22 protein-coding genes are annotated in these 25,451 nt (G+C 70.9%); 10 read left to right on the plus strand and 12 right to left on the minus strand.

Annotated elements, in window-relative coordinates; all coding sequences use genetic code 11:
- Positions 1-6 precede the first annotated feature (6 nt).
- The 3 genes from P1V51_12835 to P1V51_12845 are packed head-to-tail and all read right to left on the minus strand — an operon-like array spanning position 7 to position 2,796.
- A complete protein-coding gene (locus tag P1V51_12835) occupies positions 7-867 on the minus strand; it encodes a sulfotransferase (GenBank protein ID MDF1563926.1) in 861 nt (286 codons plus the stop codon).
- On the minus strand, positions 864-2,039 hold the full coding sequence (locus tag P1V51_12840) for a glycosyltransferase family 4 protein (protein ID MDF1563927.1): 1,176 nt from the start codon (positions 2,037-2,039) through the stop codon (positions 864-866). The genes P1V51_12835 and P1V51_12840 overlap by 4 nt, the downstream gene beginning before the upstream one ends.
- Before the next feature lie 25 nt (positions 2,040-2,064).
- Positions 2,065-2,796 carry an FkbM family methyltransferase gene (locus tag P1V51_12845; protein ID MDF1563928.1) on the minus strand — a complete coding sequence of 244 codons (732 nt, stop codon included), beginning with the start codon at positions 2,794-2,796 and terminating at the stop codon, positions 2,065-2,067.
- A gap of 165 nt (positions 2,797-2,961) precedes the next feature.
- Here P1V51_12845 and P1V51_12850 point away from each other — a divergent pair, with 165 nt between their 5' ends.
- The 6 genes from P1V51_12850 (at position 2,962) to P1V51_12875 (ending at position 9,407) form a co-directional block, all read left to right on the plus strand.
- The gene (locus P1V51_12850) at positions 2,962-3,828 is read left to right on the plus strand and encodes a sulfotransferase (GenBank protein ID MDF1563929.1); all 867 of its coding nucleotides are present in this window, start codon (positions 2,962-2,964) and stop codon (positions 3,826-3,828) included.
- 3 nt (positions 3,829-3,831) lie between these two features.
- On the plus strand, positions 3,832-4,905 hold the full coding sequence (gene rfbB, locus P1V51_12855) for a dTDP-glucose 4,6-dehydratase (GenBank protein ID MDF1563930.1): 1,074 nt from the start codon (positions 3,832-3,834) through the stop codon (positions 4,903-4,905).
- 7 nt (positions 4,906-4,912) lie between these two features.
- A complete protein-coding gene (gene rfbA / locus P1V51_12860) occupies positions 4,913-5,806 on the plus strand; it encodes a glucose-1-phosphate thymidylyltransferase RfbA (protein MDF1563931.1) in 894 nt (297 codons plus the stop codon).
- Positions 5,803-6,996, plus strand: coding sequence for an aminotransferase class I/II-fold pyridoxal phosphate-dependent enzyme (locus tag P1V51_12865; protein ID MDF1563932.1), 1,194 nt, complete (start codon positions 5,803-5,805; stop codon positions 6,994-6,996). The genes rfbA and P1V51_12865 overlap by 4 nt, the downstream gene beginning before the upstream one ends.
- Before the next feature lie 81 nt (positions 6,997-7,077).
- Positions 7,078-7,872 (plus strand): sulfotransferase domain-containing protein, encoded by a 795-nt coding sequence (locus P1V51_12870; GenBank protein MDF1563933.1) that lies wholly within the window; start codon positions 7,078-7,080, stop codon positions 7,870-7,872.
- Positions 7,869-9,407, plus strand: a complete 1,539-nt coding sequence (locus P1V51_12875) for a hypothetical protein (GenBank protein ID MDF1563934.1) — start codon at positions 7,869-7,871, stop codon at positions 9,405-9,407. Before P1V51_12870 ends, P1V51_12875 begins: the two co-directional genes overlap by 4 nt.
- Here the strand turns inward: P1V51_12875 and P1V51_12880 are convergent.
- On the minus strand, positions 9,382-10,854 hold the full coding sequence (locus P1V51_12880) for an O-antigen ligase (GenBank protein ID MDF1563935.1): 1,473 nt from the start codon (positions 10,852-10,854) through the stop codon (positions 9,382-9,384). The genes P1V51_12875 and P1V51_12880 overlap by 26 nt on opposite strands.
- A 59-nt stretch (positions 10,855-10,913) precedes the next feature.
- On the opposite strand from P1V51_12880, the gene P1V51_12885 reads away from it, so the two are divergent.
- The 3 genes from P1V51_12885 to P1V51_12895 are packed head-to-tail and all read left to right on the plus strand — an operon-like array spanning position 10,914 to position 14,465.
- Positions 10,914-11,585 carry an acetyltransferase gene (locus P1V51_12885; protein MDF1563936.1) on the plus strand — a complete coding sequence of 224 codons (672 nt, stop codon included), beginning with the start codon at positions 10,914-10,916 and terminating at the stop codon, positions 11,583-11,585.
- 9 nt (positions 11,586-11,594) lie between these two features.
- Entirely contained in the window at positions 11,595-12,716 is a 1,122-nt protein-coding gene (locus P1V51_12890; protein ID MDF1563937.1) for a glycosyltransferase family 4 protein, read from the plus strand.
- A gap of 12 nt (positions 12,717-12,728) precedes the next feature.
- Positions 12,729-14,465: a sulfatase gene (locus tag P1V51_12895; protein ID MDF1563938.1), complete on the plus strand. Its 1,737-nt coding sequence runs from the start codon at positions 12,729-12,731 to the stop codon at positions 14,463-14,465.
- Here the strand turns inward: P1V51_12895 and P1V51_12900 are convergent.
- From P1V51_12900 to P1V51_12915, 4 genes are all read right to left on the minus strand, one after another.
- Positions 14,417-15,763 carry a TonB family protein gene (locus P1V51_12900; GenBank protein MDF1563939.1) on the minus strand — a complete coding sequence of 449 codons (1,347 nt, stop codon included), beginning with the start codon at positions 15,761-15,763 and terminating at the stop codon, positions 14,417-14,419. The two genes, P1V51_12895 and P1V51_12900, sit on opposite strands and share 49 nt — an antisense overlap.
- A 13-nt stretch (positions 15,764-15,776) precedes the next feature.
- Positions 15,777-16,706, minus strand: a complete 930-nt coding sequence (locus tag P1V51_12905; GenBank protein MDF1563940.1) for a hypothetical protein — start codon at positions 16,704-16,706, stop codon at positions 15,777-15,779.
- A 176-nt stretch (positions 16,707-16,882) separates the two neighbouring features.
- Positions 16,883-18,229 carry an SLC13 family permease gene (locus P1V51_12910; GenBank protein MDF1563941.1) on the minus strand — a complete coding sequence of 449 codons (1,347 nt, stop codon included), beginning with the start codon at positions 18,227-18,229 and terminating at the stop codon, positions 16,883-16,885.
- A gap of 56 nt (positions 18,230-18,285) precedes the next feature.
- Positions 18,286-19,326, minus strand: a complete 1,041-nt coding sequence (locus P1V51_12915; protein ID MDF1563942.1) for a M20/M25/M40 family metallo-hydrolase — start codon at positions 19,324-19,326, stop codon at positions 18,286-18,288.
- A 93-nt stretch (positions 19,327-19,419) separates the two neighbouring features.
- On the opposite strand from P1V51_12915, the gene P1V51_12920 reads away from it, so the two are divergent.
- Positions 19,420-20,280 carry a hypothetical protein gene (locus P1V51_12920; protein MDF1563943.1) on the plus strand — a complete coding sequence of 287 codons (861 nt, stop codon included), beginning with the start codon at positions 19,420-19,422 and terminating at the stop codon, positions 20,278-20,280.
- Here P1V51_12920 and P1V51_12925 read toward each other — a convergent pair.
- The 4 genes from P1V51_12925 to P1V51_12940 form a co-directional block, all read right to left on the minus strand.
- Positions 20,252-20,626 (minus strand): DUF190 domain-containing protein, encoded by a 375-nt coding sequence (locus P1V51_12925; protein ID MDF1563944.1) that lies wholly within the window; start codon positions 20,624-20,626, stop codon positions 20,252-20,254. The genes P1V51_12920 and P1V51_12925 overlap by 29 nt on opposite strands.
- Before the next feature lie 31 nt (positions 20,627-20,657).
- Positions 20,658-21,038 carry a fluoride efflux transporter CrcB gene (crcB, locus tag P1V51_12930; GenBank protein MDF1563945.1) on the minus strand — a complete coding sequence of 127 codons (381 nt, stop codon included), beginning with the start codon at positions 21,036-21,038 and terminating at the stop codon, positions 20,658-20,660.
- Entirely contained in the window at positions 21,035-23,599 is a 2,565-nt protein-coding gene (locus P1V51_12935; GenBank protein ID MDF1563946.1) for a pitrilysin family protein, read from the minus strand. The genes crcB and P1V51_12935 overlap by 4 nt, the downstream gene beginning before the upstream one ends.
- A gap of 80 nt (positions 23,600-23,679) precedes the next feature.
- Complete coding sequence (locus tag P1V51_12940) at positions 23,680-25,326, minus strand: phosphoenolpyruvate carboxykinase (ATP) (protein MDF1563947.1); 1,647 nt, start codon at positions 25,324-25,326, stop codon at positions 23,680-23,682.
- Positions 25,327-25,451: the final 125 nt, after the last annotated feature.

Raw genomic sequence — 25,451 nt, forward strand, 5'->3', positions numbered from 1 at the left:
CTGCGGCTAGATGTACCCCAATTCCCGGAGGAGCGAACCTTCGTGACCCAGCACCGCCTCCACCTCCTCGGGCGCGAGCCGCTCCTGCCACTTCTCCAGGTTCGAGGAGGTCACCGTGCGCTCGAGGTGCGCCTCGACGGCCAGCGAGGGCGGCAGGTCGAGGAAGGCGAGGAGCCGCGCCGCCTCCCCGGCCGGATCGGCGATCAGGGCCTCGTAGCGCAGCTCGGTGAAGCAGTCGGGGGGCAGCCGCGCCAGGCCCGCGCGGGCCTCCTCCACGGAGCGCACCCACTGGCGGGCGCAGACCTCCAGGAGGGGGAGCCGGCGGACGTCGTCGTCGATCCCCTCCCAGCGCGGCCCCCAGGTCCCCACGGCCCCCTCCCGCAGCCCGAGCTTCCGCTCCGCGTAGGCCCGGACGTACTGCAGCCCGTAGGTGGGGACCGCCCGCAAGGGGAAGGCCCGCAGCTTCTCGGTCACCGCCCGCAGGTCCATCGGCGCCTGCCACATGCGCCGCGACGACTCGGCCACCGCCCGCCCGTCGCGCACGAGGTGGATGATCTGGCAGTCCGGGAAGACCGCCCGGACGAACTCGGGCCGCAGCGTGTTGCCTACGGTCTTCTCGACCAGGCGGTCGTGGCCCGGCTCGAGGAAGCGCCCGAGGGCGCGCTGGATGAAGGCCCGGGTGCGAGGGTCCGCCTGGTCCGGGCGCAGCTGGTCGTGGGGGATCCCGTAGTGGCCGAACTTCCAGATGAAGTTCACGTCCCAGGGCACCATCGAGACCCGCGGGTGCGCGGCGAGGATGCCACGGACCATCTTGGTGCCGGAGCGGGCCGCGCCCAGGATGATGATGGGCCTCTCCAGCCGCCTCAAGACGCACCCCCCACCAGGACCTCCAGGTAGCGCTCGAGGGCGGCCTCCCGGCTGTAGGTCCCCACCGCGAGCTCCCGTGCACGCTGCCCGGCCGCCGCGCGCCCCGCGGAGTCGTCCCGCTGGCCGAGGATGGCCTCGACCAGCCCCTCGGTGTCACCCGGCGCGAGCACCACCCCGACCTCCTCCTCCTCGACGACGCGCGCTATCTCCCCCGAGGCCGCTCCCTGGTAGAGGACCGGCCGCCCGGCCGCGAAGACCCCGTAGGCCTTGCTCGGCACGACCAGGCCCTCGAAGCCGGGCCGCAGGCTGATGTAGTGGACGTCGCCCATCGAGAGGCTCTCCGAGAGGCGCTCGATCGGCTGGTAGCCCATGACCCGCAGGTGGGGCAGTCGCCGGGCGGCGGCCTCGACCTCGCGCTTTCGGGCGCCCTCCCCGGCGAAGACGAAGGAGACCCCGGCCTCCGGCCCGATGCGCTCGGCGGCGCCGAGCACCTCCTCGAAGGAGTGCGCCACGCCCAGGTTGCCCGAGTACATGACGACGAACTCGTCCTGCAGCCCGAGGGAGGCCCGAAGCCCGTTGTCACCCACCGCGACGGGCCTCACCGCCTCGGTGTCGGACCAGTTGTGAATGACGTGCACCCGCCCGGGATCGACGCCCATCGCGGCCATCCGGTCGGCCATGCAGCGGCCGATGACGATGACCGCTCGAGCGCCCCGGAGCGTCCGACCCGCGAGGGCCTCGAGGCCGCGGGTGAGGACGCTCCGACGGGGGAGCACCCCGGCCTCGGTGGCCACGTGCGGATAGAGGTCCATCACGATGCAGGCGTAGGGCTGCCCTCGGGTCAGGCCGAGCGCCCCACCCCAGGCGCCGAAGAGCGGTGGCTGGGTCATGAAGACGTTGAGGTCGACGCCGCGGCCGAGGCCGGAGAGGGTGCTCGCCCCGAGGACGTAGCCGGCGTGGGTCATCGCCTTGGCCAGGCGGCCCTGCCCGAGGGCGGGGGTCGGGACCGTACGGAAGCTCAGCCCCTCCCGGTCCTCCCTCACCTCCCCGGGGCGATAGGCCCGGCCGGCGATGACGACCTCCACCGAGTGCCCTCGATCCGCCAGCACCGGGAGCAGGTCTCGGTAGAGCGGCGCGACCGGCTCGTAGGTGTTGAAGAAGCGTAGGCGCATGGGCTTCGGCCCTTCGCGGGCCGGGTCAGGCGGGCCGTACGGGTCGGTAGGTGAAGCCCCGATCGTCGAAGGCGATCCGCTCGAAGCCGTACTCGGCCATCAGCTCGTCGTAGCCCTCTCCGGTCCGGGCCAGGGAGATGAAGGACAGGCTCCGCATGGACTCCTTCATCCCCTCGAGGATCTCCCGCTCGGCGCCGTTGGTCGTGATGCTGACCCCATCGATGCGCTGGAGCCCGTGACTCGCCACGATGTTGTCGACCGTGTCGACGTCCATCTCGACTCGCCGGTAGTCCCGCATCCGGGCCTCGTCGTAGTCCTTCGAGCCCTCGGTGAAGTTGGTCGCCGGGTGGGCATCATCGACGAAGAGGACGATCTTCGTCGCCTCCTTCCACGCCCCGCAGTTGCTCACCCGCAGGCTCTCGATCCCCTGCGCCCGGGCCACCCGCTCGAGCTCCTGGGCGCTGCGGGGATCGGGCTCGATGACCACCACGCGGCCGGTGGAGCCCACGAGCAGGGCGAAGTGCATCGCCCGGGAGCGGCCCGAGTGGAGGGTGTCGGCGGGGGCGCCGATCTGCACCACCACGCTCCCCTCCCGGAGCAGGGAGTAGGGGGGGTGCCGCCGGCGCAGGCGCTGACCCACGCCGTACTTGAGCTCGAAGGGGACCCGGCGCAGCCCGGCGTTCACCACCCGGGTGAAGACCCGGTGCGGCAGCGCCTCATGGGACCAGAGGTGGCGCAACCAGATTCGCTGGCTCATCGTGGGTCCTCGCTCTCGGGTCGCGCTCGCACGCCGGCCATCCTATGTCCGCTTCGGGAAGCACGGAAGTCGTTCCCCGGCGGCCCCCGGGGCCCACGCTGGCGCATCGACTCCCGCACGCCTATCGGCTACGAACATCGGTGACCCCACGAGGGGCCCCTCTCCATGCTACCCAGCTTCCTGATCATCGGCGCCATGAAGTCCGCGACGACCTCGCTCTTCCGGGATCTGGGCTACAGCCCGGCGGTCTTCCTCCCCGAGGACAAGGAGCCGAACAGCCTGACCTCCGAGGCCGTCCTCTCCGGGGAGGGGAGGCGGGCCTACGAGGCCCTCTTCTCCGGCGCCACGGCCGGACAGCTCTGCGGTGAGGCCTCGACCGCCTACACCAAGCGGCCGGAGATCGATGGCGTGGCCGGGCGGGCTCACGCGCTCCTCGGACCGGAGCTGAAGCTGATCTACCTGGTGCGGGACCCCGTCGAGCGCATCATCAGCCACCACCACCACGACGTCGCCCGGGGCGTGGCCAGCCCCGACATCGACGCGGAGGTGCGCCGCCAGCCGCGCTACCTCGACATCTCCCGCTACGCGTATCAGCTCGAGCCCTGGATCGAGACCTTCGGCCGGGACCACCTGCTCATCCTTCGCTTCGAGGACTTCACCGCCCGGCGGCGGGAGGTGGTCGACGAGGTCTGCCGCTTCCTGGGCCTCCAGCCCTGTGGTCACCTCATCGACGCCGGGAAGACCTTCAACCCGGGAGACAACCGGCGCCCGACCACCGCCCTCTGGCGCCGGCTCGTGGGCCACCCTCTCTATCGACGGGGCCTGCGGCGCCTGCTGCCCTGGCAGGTGCGGGAGCGGCTGCGGCTCCGGCTGCTCCCGAAGGCCCCCGCCCGGCCCCCTCCCCCGCGCCCGGAGACCGTCGACTGGATCGTGGACGAGCTTCATGAGGACATGGAGGCCCTCGGACACCTGATGGGGAGCGCGGGCGCCGCGCCCTGGGAGCGGTGGCGGCAAGCGAGGAGCGAGAGCTAGACCATGCGAACGATCCTGACCACCGGCGGCGCCGGCTTCATCGGCTCCAACCTGGTCCACCATCTCCTCGGGCTCCCCGAGGCGCTGAAGGTGGTGAACCTGGACGCGCTCACCTACGCCGGCAGCCTGGAGAACCTCGCGGACCTGCCGGATCCCGCCCGCCACCTCTTCGTCGAGGGGTCGATCAACGATCGAGACCTGGTGGTCCGCCTCCTGGAGGAGCACGAGATCCGCACGGTCATCCACCTGGCGGCCGAGTCCCACGTGGACCGCTCGATCCTCGGGCCGGGGCAGTTCATCGAGACCAACCTGGTGGGCACCTTCACCCTCCTGGAGGCCTGCCGGGCCGTCTGGGCACCGGAAGGGACCTTCCCGGAGAACGTGCGCTTCCACCACGTCTCCACCGACGAGGTCTACGGAACCCTGGGACCGGACGATCCCGCCTTCCAGGAGACCACCCCCTACGCACCGAACTCCCCCTACGCCGCCTCGAAGGCCGGCAGCGACCACCTGGTCCGCGCCTACACCGAGACCTACGGCCTCCCCACGAGCCTCACCAACTGCTCGAACAACTACGGTCCCTATCAGTTCCCCGAGAAGCTGATCCCGGTGATCATCCTGAACTCCCTGCAGGGCAAGCCGCTACCGATCTACGGGGACGGCCTCCAGGTGCGGGACTGGCTCCACGTCACCGATCACTGCGAGGCCATCTGGAGGGTGGTCGAGGAGGGCGCGCCCGGCAGCACCTACAACGTCGGCGGCAAGGCAGAGGTCGCGAACATCGATCTCGTGCGCCGGATCTGTGCGATCCTCGACGAGAAGGTGCCGGACTCTCCGCACGCGCCCCACCAGCAGCTGATCACCTTCGTGAAGGACCGGCCGGGGCACGATCGCCGGTACGCCATGAACATCGAGAAGATCGAGGCCGAGCTCGGCTGGGCGCCCCGGGAGTCCCTCGACACGGGGTTGGAGAAGACCGTGCAGTGGTACCTCGACCACACCGACTGGCTGCGGGCCATCCACACCGCACCCGAGTTCCAGCAGTGGATGGACGAGAACTACCAGGACAGGAAGTGAGCAGACGATGAAGGGCATCATCCTGGCTGGCGGCCACGGCACGCGCCTCTACCCCCTGACTCACGCGGTCAGCAAGCAGCTCCTGCCGGTCTACGACAAGCCGATGATCTACTACCCCCTCTCGGTGCTGATGCTGGCGGGCATCCGGGAGATCCTGCTCATCTCGACCCCGCAGGACCTGCCGGCCTTCCGGCGCCTCCTGCTCGACGGGAAGCAGTGGGGCCTCGACATCAGCTACGCCGAGCAGGCCGAACCCAAGGGGCTCGCGGAGGCCTTCCTCATCGGCCGGGACTTCATCGGCGGCGAGCCGGTCTGCCTGATCCTGGGCGACAACATGTTCTACGGCACCGGCCTGCGCACGGCCGTGCAGGCCGCCGCCCGGCAGGAGAAGGGGGCGACCATCTTCGCCTACGCCGTCAACGATCCCGAGCGCTACGGGGTGGTGACCTTCGACGCGGACCTCCGGGCCACCGCCCTCGAGGAGAAGCCGGCGAAGCCGAAGTCGCGCTTCGCCGTGCCCGGCCTCTACTTCTACGACGACGACGTGGTCTCCATCGCCGAGAGCCTGGAGCCCTCGGCCCGGGGCGAGCTCGAGATCACCGACCTGAACCGCGTCTACCTCGAGCGAGGGGATCTGAAGGTCTCGATCCTCGGCCGGGGCATCGCCTGGCTGGACGCCGGCACCCACGAGTCCCTCCTCGAGTCGGCGCAGTTCGTCCAGGTGCTGCAGGCCCGCCAGGGCCTGATGATCGCCTGCCCCGAGGAGATCGCCTTCCGGCAGGGCTTCATCTCGAAGGCTCAGCTGCGCGAGCAGGCCGAGCTGATGAAGGGCAACGACTATGGCGCCTACCTGGCCGGCCTGCTGGCCGAGGAGCCCGGAACCGGAGGCCCTCCCCGATGAGCATCGACCAGCTCGCCCTCCTCGGGGGCGAACCCGCCTTCGCCGAGCCCAGGGTCATGGGGCGCCCGAACCTCGGCGACCGGGAGGCCCTCTTCCGGCGCCTCTCCGGGGCGCTCGAGCGAGGCTGGCTGACCAACGGCGGGCCCCTGGTCCAGGAGCTGGAGGAGAAGCTCGCCGAGCGCCTCGCGGTCCGGCACTGCATCACGGTCTGCAACGCGACGATCGGGCTCGAGCTGGGCCTGAAGGCCCTCGAGCTCGAGGGCGAGGTGGTAGTCCCCGCCTTCACCTTCATCGCCACCGCCCACGCCGCCTCCTGGGTCGGCCTGGACGTCCGCTTCTGTGATGTGGATCCCGCCACCCACCTGATCGACCTGGACTCCCTGGAGCAGGCCGTGAGCGAGCGGACGAGCGCCGTGGTCCCGGTCCACCTCTGGGGCGCGGCCGCGCCGGTCGATGCCCTGGAGTCCTTCTGCGAGGAGCGGGGACTGCGGCTGATCTTCGACGCCGCCCACGCCTTCGCCTGCACTGCCCAGGGGCGCACGATCGGTCGCTTCGGCGATCTCGAGGTCTTCTCCTTCCACGCCACCAAGTTCTTCAACGCCTTCGAGGGCGGCGCCGTCACCACCGAGGACGACGACCTGGCCGATCGCCTCCGCGCCATGCGCAACTTCGGCGGCCGGGGTGCCGCGGGCTGGGGCTTCCCGGGCACCAACGCCAAGATGAGCGAGGCCTCGGCGGCGATGGGGCTGACCTCGCTGGAGATCCTGCCCGAGATCGTGGCCCGCAACCGCGAGAACCACGACGCCTACCGGGAGGAGCTGGCCTCCGTCCCGGGGATCGCGCTGCGGACCTACGATCCGGGAGAGGAGAACAATCACCAGTACGTGGTGGTCGAGGTGGACGGGGCCGACTTCGGGCTGACGGCCGACGAGCTGGTCGAGGTGCTGGCCGCGGAGAACGTGGGTACCCGCCGCTACTTCGTCCCCGGCCTCCACCAGGTTCCGCCCTACCGGGACGATCCCTCCACGCGCCCCGTTCCCCTGCCCGTCACCGAGCAGCTCTCCGAGCGCTGCCTGCTCCTGCCCAGCGGCCTCGCCGTGACGCCGACGGACGCACGCTCCATCGCTCGCTGTATCATCGAGGCCAGCGCCCGCGCCGAGGCGGTGCAAGTGCACCTGCGCCAACCCTAGCCTCCCCGAAGAGAGAGCACGGCGATGCCCCCCAGAGTTCGACCCCGACCGCCTCCCGGCACCGCAGGCCTGCGAACCGTGATGCACCACCTCACGGTGGCGATGGGCACCCACCTGCCGAAGATCTCGCCCCTCATCTTCGTGACGGGCTACCCGAAGAGCGGGACCTCCTGGGCCTGTCAGCTCGTCGCGGACTACCTGCAGCTCCCCTTCCCCCAGTTCTACCTCCTGCCCATCGCCTTCCGGGCCGTCGTCCACGGGCACGAGCTACCCCACCCCGCTCGCAAGTCCTTCTACCTGATGCGGGACGGCCGCGACGTGGTGGTCTCCGAGTACTTCCACCACTGGCGGGCCCTGCCCGAGGGCGCCCCCCGGGGCCTCGATCGTCGCCAGCGTCGCCTCTTCCCGGAGCTCCGCGACCGTGAGGATCACCGGGCCAACCTCCCCCGCTTCCTGCAGGCCCAGGCGCGCCGCCCCGTGGCCGCACCCGTGCCCTGGGGTGGGCACGTGCTGCGCTCCCTCGACCTCGAGGGCGAGGCGATGGTCGTGATGCGCTACGAGGATCTCCTGACTGACGCGGCTGCTCTCCTCGCCGCTTCCTGCGAGGCGCTCCTGGGAGAAGAGGCCGACCTGGAGCGCGCCTCCTCCACCGTGGCCAAGTTCACCTTCGAGAAGCAGAGCGGGCGCAAGCCCGGCCAGACGGACACCGCCTCCTTCCTGCGGCAGGGCCGCGCGGGTGACTGGCGCAACCACTTCGACCGGGCCACCGCCGAGCTATTCCACGCCCTGCACGGCGAGGGCCTGATCCGGGCCGGCTACGAGCCGGACGCCTCGTGGGTCGAGCGCTGCCCGGAGGTGCTCGAGAGCCCCGCTTGATCCGCATCGTCTCCAACTACCTGCGCCTCTTCGCCTCGGTGGCGATGGGGCTGATCATCGCCCGGCTGCTGCTTCGCGGGCTGGGGAGCGAGGCCTACGCCCTCATCGCCCTCATCGGCTCGGCCTCCGGCATCATCGGCCTGATCCAGGGGGTGGTGAGCGGCAGCCTGAACCGGGAGCTCGCCGCGGCCCACCACTCCGAGACCGAGGGGGAGTTCGAGAGGGTCTACGCCGCCGCCCTGCGCATCTCCCTGGGCGCGGCGCTGCTGCTGGCCGCGGGCTTCCTCGTGCTCCTCTTCTTCCTGACCAGCATCGACATCCCGCCGGCCTTCCTCGACGCGGCGCGCCTGCTGGTCCTGGCCAAGGGGGTCGAGGCGGCCTGCCTGGTGCTCCTGGTGGCCCCCTTCAACATGTACCTGGTCGCCGAGCGGATGGTGGCCTTCAACGCCTGGACCCTGAGCTTCCGGGTCGCCTACTTCGTGGCCGCCATCGCCGCGGTGACCCTGGTCCCGGCCGACCAGCCGGAGCTCTCCGTGATCTGGTTCGGCTTCCTCTCCAGCGGCCTCGCCACCCTCTTCCTGGTCGTCGCGGTGATCGCGCTGGGCCGGGCCGATCCACGCATCCGCTGGCCCGCCTACCGGCCGGCCTTCGCGGAGATCCGGGACCTGCTCTCCCAGGTGCGCCACAACGTGGCGGCCCTCATCGCGACCAACATCCAGATGAAGTTCTCGGGCCTCATCATGAACATCGGCGTGGGCTTCGCCTACAACGACGAGCTGGGCATCGCGGTGCTGCTCACCGGCTACATCCGGCGGCTGGCCATCGGAATGACCGACGGCCTCGACGTCGTCTCGGCGCGCGTGCAGTCGCTCTCCGGGCGCGAGGCGGTCCGCGACCTCCTCGCCCACAGCTCCCGTCTCCACGGCGTGGTCGTCTTTCCGGCGGCCATGTTCGTCCTGGTGGTGACGCCCCAGCTCCTCACCGCCTGGCTGGGGCTCGGGAGCGGTGACGAGGCCTTCCTCGGGGACGCCTCGCTGCTCATCCGGATCCTGGCGGTGGGCATGGCGCTGCGCGCGGTGGGGGACGGCTGGCAGCGGGTCCTCTACGGGGCGGGGTTCGCCAGGAACTACGCCATCTACTCGGTGCTGGGCGCCCTCACCAACCCCGCCATCGCCGTCCTGCTCATCGTCGTCCTGCCCGAGGAGCTCGCCTTCTCCGCCATCGGCTGGGGCTACGCCTGGGCGATGCTGGTCTTCCACGCCTTCCCCCTGGCGCTCGTCGGAGGGCGGGGACTGGACAGCAGCATCGGCCACCTCTTGAAGCCCCTCTTCGTCCCCCTGGCCCTCACCCTGGTCTGCCTGCCGATCCCCTACGGCGCCACGCTGCTGGTCGAGCGCTGGAGCATGCTCCACCTCCTCGCGGTCGCGTCGTTGACCGGCCTCACCTACGCGGGCCTCTCCTACCGGATCTTCCTGAGTGCGGCGGAGCGCGCCGCCCTCTGGCGCTTCCTCAGGAGACGGGGCGCGGGCGCGTGACGAACCAGTGCGCCAGTCCGAGCGGTACGAGGTATTGCCCCAGGCTGGAGATGGTCCCGGTGAAGTCGGAGGCCATGGCCGTGAGCGTGAGCGCCAGGGCCACGATCGAGTAGAGCAGGACCCCATGAGGGGTCGGCTCCGGAACGAGAACGAGCGCCCGGTAGAAGGCCTGGACCAGCATCCCCAGGAGCAAGAGGCCCGCCACGATCCCGAACCACCCGAAGTTCAAGTAGAACTCGGCGATGATCCCGGGCGGCACCCCGGACTGGTTCTCCCGCCGGTAGATCTCCGTGGCGACATAGCGCCCGATGCGCACCCCGGGCTTCGCCGGCCAGAGCACCCGCGGGATGGGGGCCAGGATCCAGAGCAGAAACGACTCCCCGTAGAGGAAGTCGATGCGCTCGGGGACGGACTCCACGATGAGCGCCGTCTTCGCCACGCCCATGAAGTAGGGACGGTTCAGCGTGTACTGGAGGTCCTCGAGGTAGCCCGAGGCGCTCACGCTCAGCTCCTCCCTGGCGTTCGAGGTCTCTCGCAGGTTCGCGAGCACCGCGAGCAGGGCCAGGGCGAGCAGGGCGAAGACCGCGACCTGTCTGCTCCTGACCCTCTGCCGGAGGTAGTGCCGCATCATCATCGTCAGCAGGAGCATGTTGAAGATGACGGTGCGCGCGCTCGCCACGAAGGGGACGATGGTCGCGAGTCCGAAGAGCGCCAAGATCACGAGCAGGGCCTTCGGCCGGATCTTCTCCCGGAACGTGAACGCGAGCCCCAGGGCCAGGAAGTAGGCCACGTCGAAGAACTTGGCGCCCCAGATCAGGTAGCCATGGGTGGCCTGGAACTCCGAACCCTCGACTTCCAGCCGCCGCTTCATCGAGATCCGGCCAGAGAGGATCGCCTCTCCGAGGTTCATCTCCCTCGCATAGAAGAAGAGGCTCACCAGGCCGATCAGGAGGAGCGCCGCGACCACCAGCTTGAATCGAGACCAGGACCACTGCCTCTTGCGCGAGCCCCAGCTCGAGAGCGTGCGGTTCCGCAGGGGGATCGAATAGCCGGCGAACCACGCCAGCAGCCCGACCGAGATGGCCACAACGCCGGTCGGCAGCGCGTCGATCCCCACCCCCGGCAACAACATGTGCTCGATGTGGGCCGACTCATCCATGATGAGGCTGAAGGTCCGGAGGTTCACACCGAAGAAACAGAGCGCCAGCAGGACGAAGGGAGGAGAGAGCGGATCCCGCTCGCGGGTGATGAGGATGTAGAGCCCTACCAGGGCCGTGGGCAGCATCGAGAAGGTCAACTGGAGCAGCTCCGGGCTCTGCCAGGCGGCCAGGTGGAGCGCCGCCATCAGGGCCGCGGTCGCATAGAGAGGCGCGACCACCGCCCCGGAGGACCGGTGGCGCCTCCTCTTCTCCCCGCGGATGATGGAGACCCTGGAAGCCGTGGCCATCCGGAGATCCTACCGCAACCATCCCGTTCACATCGAACGGGAGGTCGGCATCCCGTATGATGTCGGCAGTCCAATCCAGGAGGCCACCAGTGGCACGGAGAGCATGCATCGTGGGCGCGGGAGGATTCGCGCGAGAGTTGAAGTGGCTGCTGCATGAGGCCGACGCGGGCCGCGCCGACCTCGAGTTCTTCGGCTACCTGCTCAGCGACATGGCCGCCGCCTCGGAGCGGGACAGCAAGAACGAACTCCTCGGTGACTTCGACTGGCTCGAGGAGAACGAGGTCGACGAGATCTACCTCGGCATCGGAAACCCGGCGCTCAGAAGGAAGCTCGGGGCCGAGCTGCGAGCCCGCTTTCCCCACCTGCGCTTTCCCTCGGTGGTCCACCCCTCGGTCATCTACGACAAGACCTCGGTCGAGCTCGGGGAGGGGGTCATCGTCTGCGCCAACAACGTGCTGACCGTGAACATCGAGGTCCACGACTTCGCGATGATCAACCTCTCCTGCACGGTCGGCCACGAGGCGATCATCGGAGAAGGCTGCGTGATGAACCCGGACGTCAACATCTCGGGCGGTGTCGAGCTCGGCCCGAGCGTGCTCGTCGGCACGGGCGCCCAGATCCTCCAGTACGTGAAGGTCGGAGAGGGAGCCACGATCGGCGCCGGCGCGGTGGTCGTGAAGGAGGTCCCCCCCGGTGCGACGGCCATCGGGGTGCCAGCGAAGCTCCGCTGACCCTCCACCATGAAGATCTGCTACATCGCGCGCGGCTACTACGCCCCCGTCAGGCTCCGCTCGAGCTTCCTCACCGAGCTCGGGCACGAGGTCCACATCATCTCCCTCCACGGCGGTGAGAGTGAGGGCTTCACCGTACACTCCCTCGAGCCCCCCGCCTGGCTCCCCCCGCACCTGCGCTACGCCTCGATGCTCCCTGCCGTGGCGAAGCTCGTGCGGGACATCGATCCCGATGTCGTCGACGTCCACGGCATGAGCGCCTACGGCCTCTTTGCGCTCATCCCCACGCGACGGCCCGTCGTCACGACCGCCTATGGCCCCGACCTCTACTTCCACGCCGCGGGCTCGCGGGCGCTGCGCACCGTCGCTCAGCTGGCGGCCCGGCGGGCGAACCTGATCTACGCCTCGACCGCGGCCATCGATGGGTACTTCAGACAACACCTGGGGATGGACGTCTCCCACAAGCTCGTCACCCGCTCGTGGGGCATCCCGACGGAGTCCATCTTCGAAGAGCCCGAGGCGCGTCGCGATGCGCTCCGCCGCGAGCTGGGGGTCGAGCCGACCACGCCGGTCCTGCTCCACAGCCGCCACATCGCTCCCCTCTGGCGAGTGACGGATGTCCTCGACGGCTACATTCGATTGCTCGAGCAGAGGCCCGAGTGCGTCCTCTGGTTTGCGTACCCTCCCCCCACGGAGGAGGGCGCCAGACTGCTGGAGTCCCTCCAGTCCCGCTGCCTGGAGCTCGGGATCACCGACTCCGTTCGCTTCCTCGGACCTCAGTCCTACGAGCGGATCATCTCCTTGATGCACGCCTCCGATGTCTATGTCTGCGTGGGGACGGGTGACCTCCTGGCCGCCTCGGTCCTGGAGGCGATGGCCACGCGGATGGTTCCCGTCCTCTCCGACCTGCCGGCCTACGAGGAGGTGATCCGGGACGGCGTCAACGGCTACATCCTGCCCGAGGTCTCCGGTGCCACGATCGCCCGGCAGGTGGGTCGCGTCCTCGACGATCTGCCGGGGCATCGGCAGCGAATGGGCGACTACAACGTCGAGCTCATCGCGAGCCAGTACGACATGAAGACCAACTCGAAGTGGATGGTCGATCAGTATCGAAACCTACTCCGCCATTGACGTGGACCGACCTTGCGACACTCCATCCGCCCCCTCTCCCTGCTCCTGGCGATAGCCACCCTGCCCTCTCCGGCGGCGCGCGCCGACACGAAGCCGACCCCGGGGAGCCCACGCCCCAACATCATCTTCCTGCTCACCGACGACCAGGACATGGCCATCGCGGGACCCGAGGTGATGCCGAACCTCGACCGGCTCGTCCGCAAGCAGGGGGCCGAGCTCGAGGACTTCTACGTCCAGCTCTCCGAGTGCTGTCCCTCCCGGGCGACCATCCTCACCGGGCTGCCGAACCACGAGACGAAGATCTACCACAACGGGATCAACGACGCGGGCGGGCGGCAGGGGCGCAGCTACTACGGCGGCTTCCCCTTCTTCGCCTTCCAGGGGCTGGAGAAGGACACCCTCGGCACCCGCTTCCAGGACGGCGGCTACTTCACGGCCTTCGTCGGGACCAAGTACCTCAACCAGTACCCCTTCGTGCTCCCCGACGGCCCGAACGGCGAGCGGGTCCGCGACAACGCCTACGTCCCTCCCGGCTGGTCCTACTGGTCGGTGATGGCCGCCGGGATGAGCCCCGAGGGCTTCGACCAGCGCTTCATCTCGAAGATCGAGGACGGTGAGACCGTCTACGACCCCCCCGGCACCTTCCCGAAGAACCCCCCGAGCCACTCCAACTTCGTAGAGGACGTCCTCTTCAGGAAGTCGGTCGAGGCGCTGGAGCTCGCCCTGGCCCGGAAGAAGCCCTTCTTCCTCCACCTCTCGGTGCTCGCCCCCCACCACCCCTCGCCGGTGGCCCCTCGCCACGCCGACTGCCTGAAGCAGGGCTGGAAGGCGCCGCGGACGCCGAACTTCGACGAGCCCGACCTGCGGGACAAGGCCTCGCCGCAGCAGGTCCCCCGGATGAAGGCCTCGACGATCCTGGCCACGGACGAGGAGTTCGCGAAGCGGCTGTGCTCGATGAAGGCCATCGACGACGGCATCGCCACCTTGATCGCCAAGCTGGAGGCCAGCGGCCAGCTGGCGAACACCTACTTCATCTTCAACTCCGACAACGGCTTCCACCTGGGCAACCACCGCTTCCGCACCGGCAAGCGGATGCCCTACGAGGAGGACATCCGGGTCCCCTTCATCGCGCGAGGGCCGGGCATCGCGGCCGGCACCTCCCTGCCGGGCCTGGCCAGCAACGGCGACATCGCCCGGACCCTCCTGGACCTGGCCGACCTCGAGCCGGCCCCCTTCATGGAGGGGCGCTCCTTCGAGAGGGACCTCCTCGGCCGGGGCTCGGCGCTCGCCTCCCGGCAGGCCCTGATCCTGGAGCGCACGGAGACGGCCGTCCCTCCCGGCTTTCCCAACTCCACGAACGGTGAGTGCGCCGTCCATCCGCCCTACACCTACAAGTCACGGCGAGACCACGCCGACGCCCGCAGGGATCACCTGGGCCTCAGGACCCGGCGCTTCACCTACGTGCGCTGGTGCGAGGGCGAGATCGAGCTCTACGACAACGAGGCAGATCCCTTCCAGGTCGAGAGCCTCGTGAGCCGGCCCGCTCGCCGGCCCCGCGACCGGCCCTACCAGCCACCGAAGAAGGTGAACCCCGCCTTCCTCGAGGAGCTCGAGGCCCGGCTACAGGCGCTACGCAGCTGCAAGGGGGCCGCGGCCTGCGCCGCCCTCGAGGACGCCCCCTTCGTGGCGGCGCCCTACCTTCAGGGTCCCCCGGCGCCGCCGGGGGAGAGGAAGGTGCGAGCCCCGTAGGTGAAGCCGATGGTGCCGGCCTCGTCGAGGAGGCGCTCGGGGGGCGGCATGAAGGGCGCGGCGCGGGCGACCGCCTCGAGCGCGTGACGATCCAGCGCGGGGATGCCCGAGGGGCGGATCAGCCTGGCCGCCATCACCGCACCCTCCCCGTCGAGGCGCAGGTGCACCCGCAGCTCGATGTGGTCGCTCCGGAAGAGCTCGGCTCTTCCCTCGAGCGCGGCCTGAACGATCGGGATGGGCATCCAGAGCGGCTCGACGGCCTCCCGGACGCGGAGCAGGTAGGCGTAGAGGAGGTTGCGATCGGTCGAGGCGGCGTCCTCCTCACCCTCCTTCTCGGCGTCGATCCGATCCCCACCCCCGAGCTGCATCTCCGTGGCCGCCTCGCTGCCCGCGCTCGCGCCGGTGCTCGGGGTGGCACCGGAGTAGGTCGCCAGCCGGGCCGCGACCGGGTTGCCCCTTCGAGGCAGCGCCGCGGCGCGAGCCAGCGCGGCCGCCCGGCCCGGCTCGGGGAGGCTCTCGGGGAGGACCACCCGCGGCTGATCGCCGGCGGGAAGGACCTCGTCGATCACGAAGACCGGCGGCAGCGTCTCCTCGAGCTGCATCTGTCCGCTGGCCTCGGCCAGGGCGTCGAAGGTGGGCAGATCCTCGATCCGCTCCCTGGGCAGGGGCGCGGGGGCCGTCTCCTCCAGCGGTGCGAGCTCCGGCAGGGCGCGGGCCGCCACCGGCGAATAGTGGGGCTGGCGCTGGAGCGCCTCGGCCAGCTCGGCCGGCCGCTCGATCACCTGGGCCTCGGCCGTGGGCAAGACGGTGCCGAGATCCTCCCGCGCCGTCGAACCCGACTCGGCGAGCGCCAGGGTGGGCGCGGCCTCGGAGGCCCGGGTGGCGGCCTCGGCCTCCAGCGTCTCGAGCCGCGCCGCCTGGTGAGCCTCGGGCGCCCTCCGGGCCGGCCGCTCCGAGGTACCCCGGCGCAGCGCCTCGCGCACTTCAGCCTGCCCCGCGACGACCGTGGTCTCCTCCCTCGAGGAGCGGCGCCGGGCCCGGGTCTCCTCCTCGACCCGGCGGTCGAGGTCCGAGAGGCGCTCGGCCTCGGTCCGGAGGTTCTCCTCCCAGGCCTCCGGGCTCAGGGCGACCACGGCGACGGGCAGCTCCTCCTCGTCCTCCCCCTCCAGCGGACTCCACGTGAGGCCCAGCGGCAGGATCACCGCGAGGTGGACCAGCAAGGAGATCCCCTGGGCCGCGGAGAGCCGCCAGGGGCTCTGGGCCACTCGCGCGCGGGGCTGGGGGATCGTGCGGCTCACGGCGCTACGGGTTCTATCTCGCGGCGAGCGCGAGGACGACCTCGGCGGTGACCTCGTGGACGACGTCGCCGACGAAGGGCTCGGGGAGGCCGTCGTGGTAGGCGGCCCAGCTGCCGTCCGTGAGCTGGGTGCGGGTCAGCCAGGCGCGGCCCTTCTTCACGGCGCTGCGGGCCTCCTTGCGGGGGGTGAGCGCCTCCACGGCGTAGGCGGTGGCCTGGGTGTTGCGGTGGGCCCAGGAGCCGTCGGCCTCCTGTGCCTTCACGAGGTCCGCGGCCAGGCGGCCGCGGGCCCGCGAGAGGTCCTTGCCCGGCAGCCCGTTGAGGGCGCCGAGGAGCGCGGCCCGGGAGGTGGTCGCCCAGCCGCGGCCCTCGGCCTCGGCCTCCCAGACCACGGGGCGGGCGAGGATCTGGCGGGCGAGCTCGCCGGCGAAGTCCTTCTCCCCGACGGCCCGGGCCGCCCGGATCACCAGGGCGAGGTCGTAGCCGATGAGGGCCTGCTGCCGCTCGCGGACGTGCACCAGCCGGCCCACCACCTCCTCGGCGGTGGCGCCGGACCAGCGCCGCTCGAAGAGCTGGCGCGCGGCGTCGGTGTAGACGTGGTTGCCCGAGACCCGCCCGAGCTCGGCGAGGGCCTCCACGTCGGGGTCGAAGAGCCGCCGCCATTCGGCCAGGTCGGCGACCCGGGCGTCACCCCAGCGCAACGCGGCCTCCCGGGCCGCGTCGCTGCCGCTGCGCTCCCAGGCGCGCACCAGGGAGAGCGCCACCAGCCCGGCCGAGTTGGGGGCGAGGGTCTTGCCGTCCCGCTTCCAGGTCCAGGTGGCCTCCAGGTCACCGGCGTCCCGTTGCGCGCTGGCGAGCTGCGCGGTGGCCCGTTCGAGGGGCTCCGCGCTCACGGCGGCGGGGAGGAGCAGGAGGGCGAGCAGGGCAAGGGCGGCACGGTGCATGGGGACTACCTCGTTCGACGATCCGGGATCGATCAAGGGGGGCCTTCACGGACCGGCCCCCCGTAGGAGCAAGCCTAGCGAGACGGAGACCGAACTCGCAACCAGCCCCTAGCTTGGGATCGGCAGCGCGACCGCGCAAACGGCTTCCCGGGGGTGACGGGAATACCCGACACTTCTTAGAGGAAGAACGCCCAGGCCATGGTGATGGTCACGGTGGCCACCACCAGCTGCAGGGGCACGCCGAAGCGGGCGAAGTCCCAGAAGCGGTAGCCTCCCGCCGAGTAGACCATCAGGAGCAGGAAGAAGAGCGCCACGCCGGCGCGCTCCCGGCGGGGCCGCTGGCTGCCCTCGACCTCGGCGACGAGGAGGAAGTTGCCGTCGTTGCGGTGGAGGCGCTCCCAGGTGGGCTGGGCCTCCATCAGCAGCGCGTCGCCCGCCTCGAGGACGATGTCGCCGATCTTCTTGTCGATCCGCGCGCCGTGACGGTGGACGGCGATGATCGCCGCGTTGAAGTGGGTGCGGAAGCCCGCGTCGCGCACGCTCTGGCCCACCAGCCGGGAGGAGCCCGAGATCACCGCCTCGACCAGCACCCGCTCGGGGCGGTCGGCCGAGAGGCGGGCGACCTGGTCCTCGGCGGGCGCCAGCCCGGGGAAGCGGGCGAGGTCCTTCACCGACTCGACGATGCCGACGAAGACCAGGTGGTCCCCCTCGCGCAGCTGGGTCTGGGGGCCGGGCGCCGGCAGGGTCACGCCCTCGCGCTGCACCTCCGCCAGGAAGAGCTGGGGCAGGTGCCGCAGCCCGGCCTCCTCCACGCTCTTGCCGGCCACCGTCGAGCCGGGCTCGACCCGCATCACCACGCTGTACTCACGGGCGTTCGCCGCGGTGGGCAGGATGCCCTCCCGGGCGGCCGGCAGCCAGCGGCTGACCGCCAGCATGTAGATCAGGCCGGCGATCGAGGCCGGGATCCCCAGCTTGCCCACCTCGAAGATGCCGACCTGCACCCCGGGGACGGCCTCCTGGTAGAGGCCGAGCACCACCAGGTTGGTGCTGGTCCCGATGAGGGTGCACATCCCGCCGAGGGTGGCGGCGAAGGAGAGGGGCATCAGCAGGCGGGAGGCCGAGGCCCCCATGCGCTTGGCCCAGCCCTGGACCACCGGGATGCCCATCGCCACCACCGCCGTGTTGCCGGTGAAGGCGGAGAGGAAGGCGACCGGCGCGATCAGCCGCAGCCGGGCCATCACCATGCTCTGCGGCCGCCCGAGCAGGCGCTCGGCGATGGAGTCGATGGCGCCCGTCTCCTTCACGCCCGCCGCGACGATGAAGAGGGCGGCCACCGTGAGCACCCCGGGGTTGGAGAAGCCGGCGAAGGCCTCCTCGGTCGGCAGCACCCCGGTGAGGAGGATGACGAGCAGCCCTCCGCCGAGGAGCATGTCGGGGCCGGCGACGTTGCGCATCAGGCCCAGGAGCACGGGGACGAGCGTGCCCAGGGTGATCCAGGCGTCGAGGGTCAGGCCGGCGAGCATCGAGCGGGACCCTAGCCTGGAACCCCGGGCCGAGAAAGCCGCAATCCGAACCGCCTCTAGGGCGTCGGGTCGATCACCAGGGCCTCGGCCATCGCCCCGAGGGTCGCCCCCACGACCTGCGCGGCGAAGGCGTCGTCGAGGGTGGCGGTGTCGTCGATGGAGCCCCGGCAGTGGTAGGTGTCCGAGCGGAACTCGCCGCTGTCGGAGAGGAAGATCGCCGGGTACTCGGCCATCCAGAAGGGCGCGTGGTCCGAGCGCCGCAGGTCCGAGACCATGGGCGAGTTCTTCAGGGCGTCCGAGAGGGGCAGGTCGGCGTACTCGAGGCCGAGGGCGTCGGCGAAGTCGAAGAAGTCGAAGGCGACGGCCTCGGACTGGAAGTCGCGGATGGCGGCGATGAAGTCGCCCCGGTAGCCCCGATCGGCCAGGCGGCCGATCTCGTCGGGGAAGAGCAGGTCCAGTCCGTCGGGGATGGTCTGGCTGTCCGGCGTGTCGTCCTTGAAGCCGATCATGTCGTAGTTGAAGCTGGCGACGATGTCCTGGCCGTTGGCGTCGGCCCGGGTGACGTACTCGATCGAGCCCAGCAGCCCCCGCTCCTCCTCGTCCCAGAAGGCCACGACCAGGGTGCGCTCGAAGGCGGCCTGGGAGAGCACCCGGGCGATCTCCAGGGCGCCGGCGACGCCGGTGGCGTTGTCGTTGGCGCCCGGGCAGCCGGGGATGTGATCGTAGTGCGCGCCGACCAGCACCTCCTCGGTGGGGGTGGTGGTCCCCGGCAGGGTGCCGATCACGTTGATGCCCGTGCCGTAGTCGTGCAGCTCGACGGTGAAGCCCAGCTCCTCGAGCCGGCCGGCGATCCGATCCTGCACCGCCTGCCAGTGGGTCGAGCCGGGCACCCGCTCCTCGGCGATGAAGGCGAGGTCGGCGCTGTAGCGGGCCTCCTCCACGCAGCGCACGAGCTCACCGGCCGTCGCCGTCCCGCAGACCGGCGCCCCTCCGTCGACGCCTCCATCGGCGCCGTCGGAGTCCTCGCCCGGGCAGGCGGTCAGCAGCAGGAGCGACGAGAGCAGGACGACGGAGAGGGCAGCAGGCTCGTTCCTCATGGCGCGAACTTCGCATGTCCCGGCCCCTCCTGTCGCGGGGCCCGCGAGCCCGCAGGTCGCCGGGGCGGCGCTTCGGGCTATGCTGACCCCTCCATGCCTCGCCTCAGCTCGCTCGCGCTCCTCGCCCTGGCTCTCCTGATCACCGCCTGCCCCGGCCCCGCCCCGGGGGGTGACGGCGGCTCGCCCGACGCCACCAGCGACGGCGGCCCCCCGGCCGACGGCGGCCTCGACGGGGGCGGGGAGGACGGCGGGGTGGATGGCGGCGAGGACGGCGGCTGCCCGGGCTGCGGGGAGTGCACCCCCGAGGCCACGCGCTGCGAGGGGCCGCGCCTGGCGACCTGCGACACCCTCGGCCGCTGGCTCCCGGCCGAGACCTGCGCCGGAGGCCTCTGCCGCCAGGACACCTGCGTGGCGGTGAGCACCTGCGAGGCCGAGCAGCCGGCCTGCTGCGCCCTGCCGGAGGACTGCGGCCTCCTCGAGTGGCGCTTCACCTGCGCCGAGTGCCGGCCGGTGGACGCGGAGGCGGACTGCCTCTCGGGCCTCTGCGCGGCCCGCACCCTCACCACCGTCGACCTCACCCTGCGGGCCAGCGCCCGGGACCTGCTCCCCGCCACCCGCCTGGCGGTGCGCTCGGGCGTGATGACCCTCTACCGCGCGGAGAGCTCCGACGGCCGGAGCGTGGACTGCGCCCTGATCGAGGGCGGCGCCCACGACGCGCAGGACCCCACCCTCAACGTCGTCCACTCCCGCTACCTCGACTACCAGGCCGGCACCGGCAACGACCTCTACGACGCCAACATCCGGGGCCTGCCCCACGAGCCCGCGCTCACGGTCGTGCTGACGGTCTACGACGACTACCAGGGCAGGGGGAGCGCCCTGGCCCGGGCCTGCCTCGCCGCGGTCGACCTCGTCGACGGCGGCAGGGTCATCGTCGACCTCGCCGAGCTTCCCTGAGGCCAGCCTCCTCGGGCGCGTAGCGGATGACCCGGACCCGCTCCAGGGTCACCAGCCCCTCCCGCATCATCTCGGAGAGGATGGCCTCGAGCGCCGGCACCCGCGCCTCCTCCTCGACGATCTCGATCACCACCGGCAGGTCCTCCGAGAGGCGCAGCAGGCTGGTGGTGTGCAGCACGCTGCGCGCCCCGAAGCCCGCGACGCCGTGGAAGACCGTCGCGCCGGCGAAGCCCTCCCGGCGCAGCCGCTCGACCAGCGCGGTGGAGAGAGGCTGACCGCGGAAGCGATCGTCCTCACCGATGAAGATCCGCACCAGCATCGCCTCGCCCGAGAGCGCCCGCACCATGGCCGTCCTCCTTCGAGGACAACCTAGGGGATCAGGAGCCGAAGATCTGGCGAGCGAGGAGGAGCCCGGCGAAGCCGCAGAGGAGGCAGGTCACGACCATCCCGCCGAAGTAGAGGGCCGCCAGGCCGTAGGCCCGCTCCTGGAGATAGAGCGTCGCCTCGTAGTTGAAGGTCGAGTAGGTGGTCAGGGCCCCGAAGAAGCCGGTGCCCACCGCGATGCGCAGGTTCGGGGGGAGCAGCTCGGTGGTCAGCCCCAGATGCATCAGGAAGGCCAGGCCGAAGGAGCCCAGGGCGTTCACCGCGAGGGTCCCCCAGGGGAAGGCCGGCCCCAGCCCGGCGGCGAGCCAGCCGGAGAGCCCGTAGCGGGCGGCGGCCCCGAGGGCCCCGCCCAGGCTGATCCACAGGAGCTTCACCCGAGGAAAGGCGCGGCGCAGCCCTCGGGCCCCACCACGGTGAGCACCTCGCGACCCGGGACGATCAGGCGGCGGGCCACGGCCACCACCTTGTCGGCGTCCACGGCCTCGATGCCGGCGGCGTAGCGCTGGTGCGCGTCGAAGCCCAGGCCGTAGGCCTCGTCGAAGGCCGCCAGGGCGGCCCGGGCCGAGGCCCGCTGCAGGCCGATGTCGTGGGAGCCGACGAGGTAGCGCCGGGCGCGCTCGAGCTCCGAGGCCTCGGGAGCCTGCTGGCAGACCTTCTCGAGCTCGGCCCGGATCCCGCTCACCGCCTCCTCGACCTTGTCCGGGGAGGTGCCGATGTAGACCGCGAAGAAGCCCGGGTCGATCCCCTCGACGCCCATCGAGGTCACCGAGTAGGCCAGCGAGCGCTTGTCGCGCAGCTCCATGAAGAGGCGGCCGCCCTGCCCCGAGAGCACCGAGTTGAGCACGTCGAGGGCGAAGCGATCGTCGTCGTCGAGCTTGAGCCCGGGGTAGCCGATGACCACGTGGGCCTGCGCCTTGTCGAGGGCCCGGGTGACCACCCGCGGCGCCTCGGGCTCGGGCTCGACGGCCACGGTGGGCAGGGCCACGGCGGCCTGCCCGCCCTGGAAGAGCGCCTCGCAGCGCTCGACGATCTCGTCGCGCTGCACGTCCCCCACCACCGCCAGGGTGAGGCGGGAGGTCGGATAGAGCTCGGTGAGGCGCCCGCGCAGGGCGGCGGAGTCGAGCTTCGCCAGAGTCTCGGCGCTGCCCCGCACGTCCATCCGGTAGGGGTGCTCCTGGTAGAGGGTCTCCTGGAAGAGGTCGAAGGCCACCCCGGCCGGGTTGTCCTCCCGGGCGCGGATCTCCTCGAGCTGCAGCGTGCGCTCCTTGTCGACCTCCTCCTGCGGGAAGGTCGCCCCCTGCAGGCACCGGGCGTAGAGCGCGAGGCCGGCCTCGAGGTCGGGGCGGAGGAATTCGCCCACCAGGCCGAAGGAGTTGCGGCCGCTGACCCCGGTGAGGGTCGCCGCCCAGCTGTCCACCTGCTCGGCGATCGCCTCGGCGTCGAGGTCCGCGGTCCCGGAGGTGAGGGTCCGGGCCATGAGGGTCTCGATGCCGTTGTTCTCGGGGGTCTCGTAGCGAAGGCCGCCGACGAAGACGCCGCGGACCGCCGCCAGGGGCACGGCCGGATCCTCCTGCACCAGCAGGGTCAGGCCGGAGGCGAGCTCGATCCGCTCCATCTCGCCGCCGCGCTTGCGGGGCCGGGGGGCGGGGCGGGCCTTCCGGGCCGCCTCGTGACAGATCTCCTGCAGCGCCGCCGCGTCGAAGTCGCTCTCCTCGTCGACCAGGGCCACCGAGGTCAGCCCCTCGGGCCGCAGGTAGGCCTGCGCCACCCGCTGCACCTCGGCCGGGCTGACGTCGGCGATGCGCTGGTGGTAGCGGGCCTCGAAGGCGGTGCTACCGCAGACGGTGTGGAAGAAGCCCATCCGGCGGGCCTGCCCCTGCACGGTCTCCTGCTGGTAGACGGACTCGGCGAGCACGATGCGCTTGGCCTTGGCCAGCTCGGCGTCCGAGGGCGGGGCCTCGTGGAGGGCGTAGCAGCAGGCCAGCATCTCGGCCAGCGCCTCCCGGGGCCGCTCGGAGGGCGCCTGGGCGCGGGCGAAGAGCAGGCCCGGATCCCGGGGGGTGTAGGCGTAGGCGCCGGCGTCGTTGGCCACCTGGAGGTCGCGCACCAGGCGCTTCACCAGGCGGGAGGACTCCCCCTGCCCGAGGATCACCGAGAGCAGATCGAGGGCCGCCACGTCGTCCTCGACGGCCGCGGGGATGTGCCAGGCCAGGTCGAGGTAGGCCTCCTGCACCTTGTCGTGCACCACCGAGCTGCGCAGGCCGCTCTGCGGGGGCTCGGCGGGGCGGCCGGGCTGCTCCCCTCGCTCGCTGCCCGCCCAGTCCCCGAAGTAGCGCTCGACCTCGCCGCGGGCCGCGTCGAGCTCGAAGTCGCCCACCAGGAGCAGGGCCACCTGCTCGGGGCGGTAGTGCTTCCGGTAGAAGGCGAGGATGTCGTCGCGGGAGAAGTTGCTGACGGTCTCCTCGAAGCCGATCACCGGCCGCCGGTAGGGGTGCCGCTCGAAGGCGAGGCCGAAGGTCTCCCGGGAGGCCCGGCGGCTGGGCATGTCGTAGGCCCGGCGCATCTCCTCGAGGATGACCTCCCGCTCCCGGGCCAGCTCCTCCGGATCGAAGGCCGAGTGGCGCAGGGCGTCGGAGAGGATGTCGAGGCCGACCCCGAAGTGCCGGCTCGCCAGCACCAGGTGGTAGACCGTCTCGTCGAAGCTGGTCCAGGCGTTGATGTCGCCGCCGGCGGCCTCCACGGCCTGGGCGATCTCTCCCACCCCGCGCCGCGCCGTGCCCTTGAAGAGCATGTGCTCGTGCACGTGGGCCAGGCCGGCCTCGGCGTCGGTCTCGTCGGCGCTACCCGCGGCGACCCAGGCCTGGAAGGCCACCACGGGCGCGGCCCGGTTCTGGTGGAGAAGGACGGTCAGTCCATTGTCGAGCGTGAATTGCACGGCGCCTCACAGGTTCGATAGTGGGGAGCCATGCAATATAGGACTGTCGTCCCGGACGCCACGTCCGAAGACCTGCGGCGCTACTTTCCCGGGCAAGCGGCCACGATGGCCGGATCGAGGCCCTTGTTGCCGTAGTTCTTGTCGAAGGCCGCGGCGAACTCGGCGGCGAGCTTCTTGGCCCGCGCGTCGTAGGCCGCGCCGTCCTCCCAGGTGTTCCTCGGGGAGAGGACCTTCGAGTCCACGCCCGGGCAGGTCTTGGGGACCGCGATGTGGAAGAGCGGGTCCATCTCGTACTCGACCTTCTCGAGCTCACCCCACTTGGCGGCGTGGCAGAGGGCCCGGGTCAGGTCGATGTCCATCCGGCTCCCGACGCCGTAGGGGCCACCGCTCCAGCCGGTGTTCACCAGGAAGACCTTGGTGTCGTGCTCCTTCAGCTTCCGACCGAGCAGCTCGGCGTAGTCGCTCGGGTTGCGCGGCATGAAGGGCGCGCCGAAGAAGCGGGAGAAGGTCGAGACCGGCTCGGTGACGCCCGTCTCGGTGCCGGCGAGCTTGGAGGTGTAGCCCATGAGGAACCAGAGCATGGCCTGGGCCTCGTCGAGCTTCGCCACCGGCGGCAGGACGCCGTTGGCGTCGGCCGTGAGGAAGAGGATGGTCTTCGGGTGACCGGAGACCGGCGGGGTCTTGATGTTCGCCAGGGAGGTCAGCGGATAGGAGACCCGGGAGTTCGGCGTGAGCCTCTCGTCGTCCACGTCGAAGGTGCCGTCGGGCCACATCATGCAGTTCTCGATGAGGGCGCCGTGCTCCTCCGGGGGCGCGTTCCGGAAGGTGGCGTGCCAGATCTCCGGCTCCTTGTCCTTCCGGAGGTTGATCAGCTTCGCGTAGCAGCCGTTCTCGAAGTTGGCGATGCCCTCGTCCCCCCAGCCGTGCTCGTCGTCCCCCAGCAGGAAGCGCCGCGGATCGGCCGAGAGCGTGGTCTTGCCGGTGCCGGAGAGGCCCAGGAGCAGCGCCGAGTCCCCGCGCTCCCCCTCGTTCGCCGAGCAGTGGAGGGGCAGGATGCCCTGCTCGGGGAGCAGGTAGTTCATCACGGTGAACATCAGCTTCTTGTTGCTGCCGCAGTAGGCCGAGCCGTAGACCAGCCCGAGGCGGTTCTGGAAGTCGTGGATGATGACCATGTGGCTGGTCTCCCCGTTGGGGAGCTTGCGCAGCCGGCCCTCGTACTTCTTCGAGTCGATCCGATCGTAGGGCAGGGAGACGAGGGTGAAGGGCTCGTCGGCGAAGCAGCTCTCCTCGATGCCCTCGGGGAGCTCCCGGAACATGTTGAGGCCGAAGAGGGAGTGGGTGGCCCGGTCGGTGACCATCTTCAGGGGGAGGGCGTAGGCCGGATCGGCGCCCACCGCCCGCTCGGTGACGAAGAGCTTGTCCTTCTTCGCCAGCACGGCCATCGCGTCCGCCCAGAGCATCTCGAAGGTCTCGGCATCGACGGCGATGTTGTTGGGGGCGTCCCAATCGACGGTGGACTCGGTCTCGGGGCGGCGCACCACCAGGGTGTCCTTGGGGCTGCGGCCGGTGGACTCCGGGGGCGTCCAGGTCGCGAGCGCGCCGTTCGCGGTGACGAGGGCCTCCCGCTTGTCGATGGCGTGCCTCACGAGGTCGGCCCGCGAGGGGTTCATGGCGACGTTGGCGTGCTTGGAGAGAACGGCTTCGAGGGCGTCCTTGAACTGGGTCATGAGTGGCGTCCTATCTGAGGGAAGAGAATGCAGCGTTCCCGCTGGATCGGCCCCCATCCAGCTGGGGGCCAGCCTGAAAGAACCCGAAACCTAACATCGCCCCCCCCGGGCGTCCGCTCCTCCGG

Source organism: Deltaproteobacteria bacterium (assembly GCA_029210625.1).
Classification (GTDB): Bacteria; Myxococcota; Myxococcia; order SLRQ01; family SLRQ01; genus JARGFU01.

Coding starts and splice junctions, on each gene's coding strand:
- P1V51_12845 (MDF1563928.1), bottom strand. CDS start 2,796: ATGAGCCAGCGAATCTGGTTGCGCCACCTCTGGTCCCATGAGGCGCTG.
- P1V51_12865 (MDF1563932.1), top strand. CDS start 5,803: ATGAGCATCGACCAGCTCGCCCTCCTCGGGGGCGAACCCGCCTTCGCC.
- P1V51_12920 (MDF1563943.1), top strand. CDS start 19,420: ATGCCTCGCCTCAGCTCGCTCGCGCTCCTCGCCCTGGCTCTCCTGATC.
- P1V51_12905 (MDF1563940.1), bottom strand. CDS start 16,706: ATGCACCGTGCCGCCCTTGCCCTGCTCGCCCTCCTGCTCCTCCCCGCC.
- rfbB (MDF1563930.1), top strand. CDS start 3,832: ATGCGAACGATCCTGACCACCGGCGGCGCCGGCTTCATCGGCTCCAAC.
- P1V51_12880 (MDF1563935.1), bottom strand. CDS start 10,854: ATGGCCACGGCTTCCAGGGTCTCCATCATCCGCGGGGAGAAGAGGAGG.
- P1V51_12940 (MDF1563947.1), bottom strand. CDS start 25,326: ATGACCCAGTTCAAGGACGCCCTCGAAGCCGTTCTCTCCAAGCACGCC.
- P1V51_12925 (MDF1563944.1), bottom strand. CDS start 20,626: ATGGTGCGGGCGCTCTCGGGCGAGGCGATGCTGGTGCGGATCTTCATC.
- P1V51_12840 (MDF1563927.1), bottom strand. CDS start 2,039: ATGCGCCTACGCTTCTTCAACACCTACGAGCCGGTCGCGCCGCTCTAC.
- P1V51_12885 (MDF1563936.1), top strand. CDS start 10,914: ATGTCGGCAGTCCAATCCAGGAGGCCACCAGTGGCACGGAGAGCATGC.
- P1V51_12915 (MDF1563942.1), bottom strand. CDS start 19,326: ATGAGGAACGAGCCTGCTGCCCTCTCCGTCGTCCTGCTCTCGTCGCTC.
- P1V51_12910 (MDF1563941.1), bottom strand. CDS start 18,229: ATGCTCGCCGGCCTGACCCTCGACGCCTGGATCACCCTGGGCACGCTC.
- rfbA (MDF1563931.1), top strand. CDS start 4,913: ATGAAGGGCATCATCCTGGCTGGCGGCCACGGCACGCGCCTCTACCCC.
- P1V51_12890 (MDF1563937.1), top strand. CDS start 11,595: ATGAAGATCTGCTACATCGCGCGCGGCTACTACGCCCCCGTCAGGCTC.
- P1V51_12850 (MDF1563929.1), top strand. CDS start 2,962: ATGCTACCCAGCTTCCTGATCATCGGCGCCATGAAGTCCGCGACGACC.
- P1V51_12870 (MDF1563933.1), top strand. CDS start 7,078: ATGCACCACCTCACGGTGGCGATGGGCACCCACCTGCCGAAGATCTCG.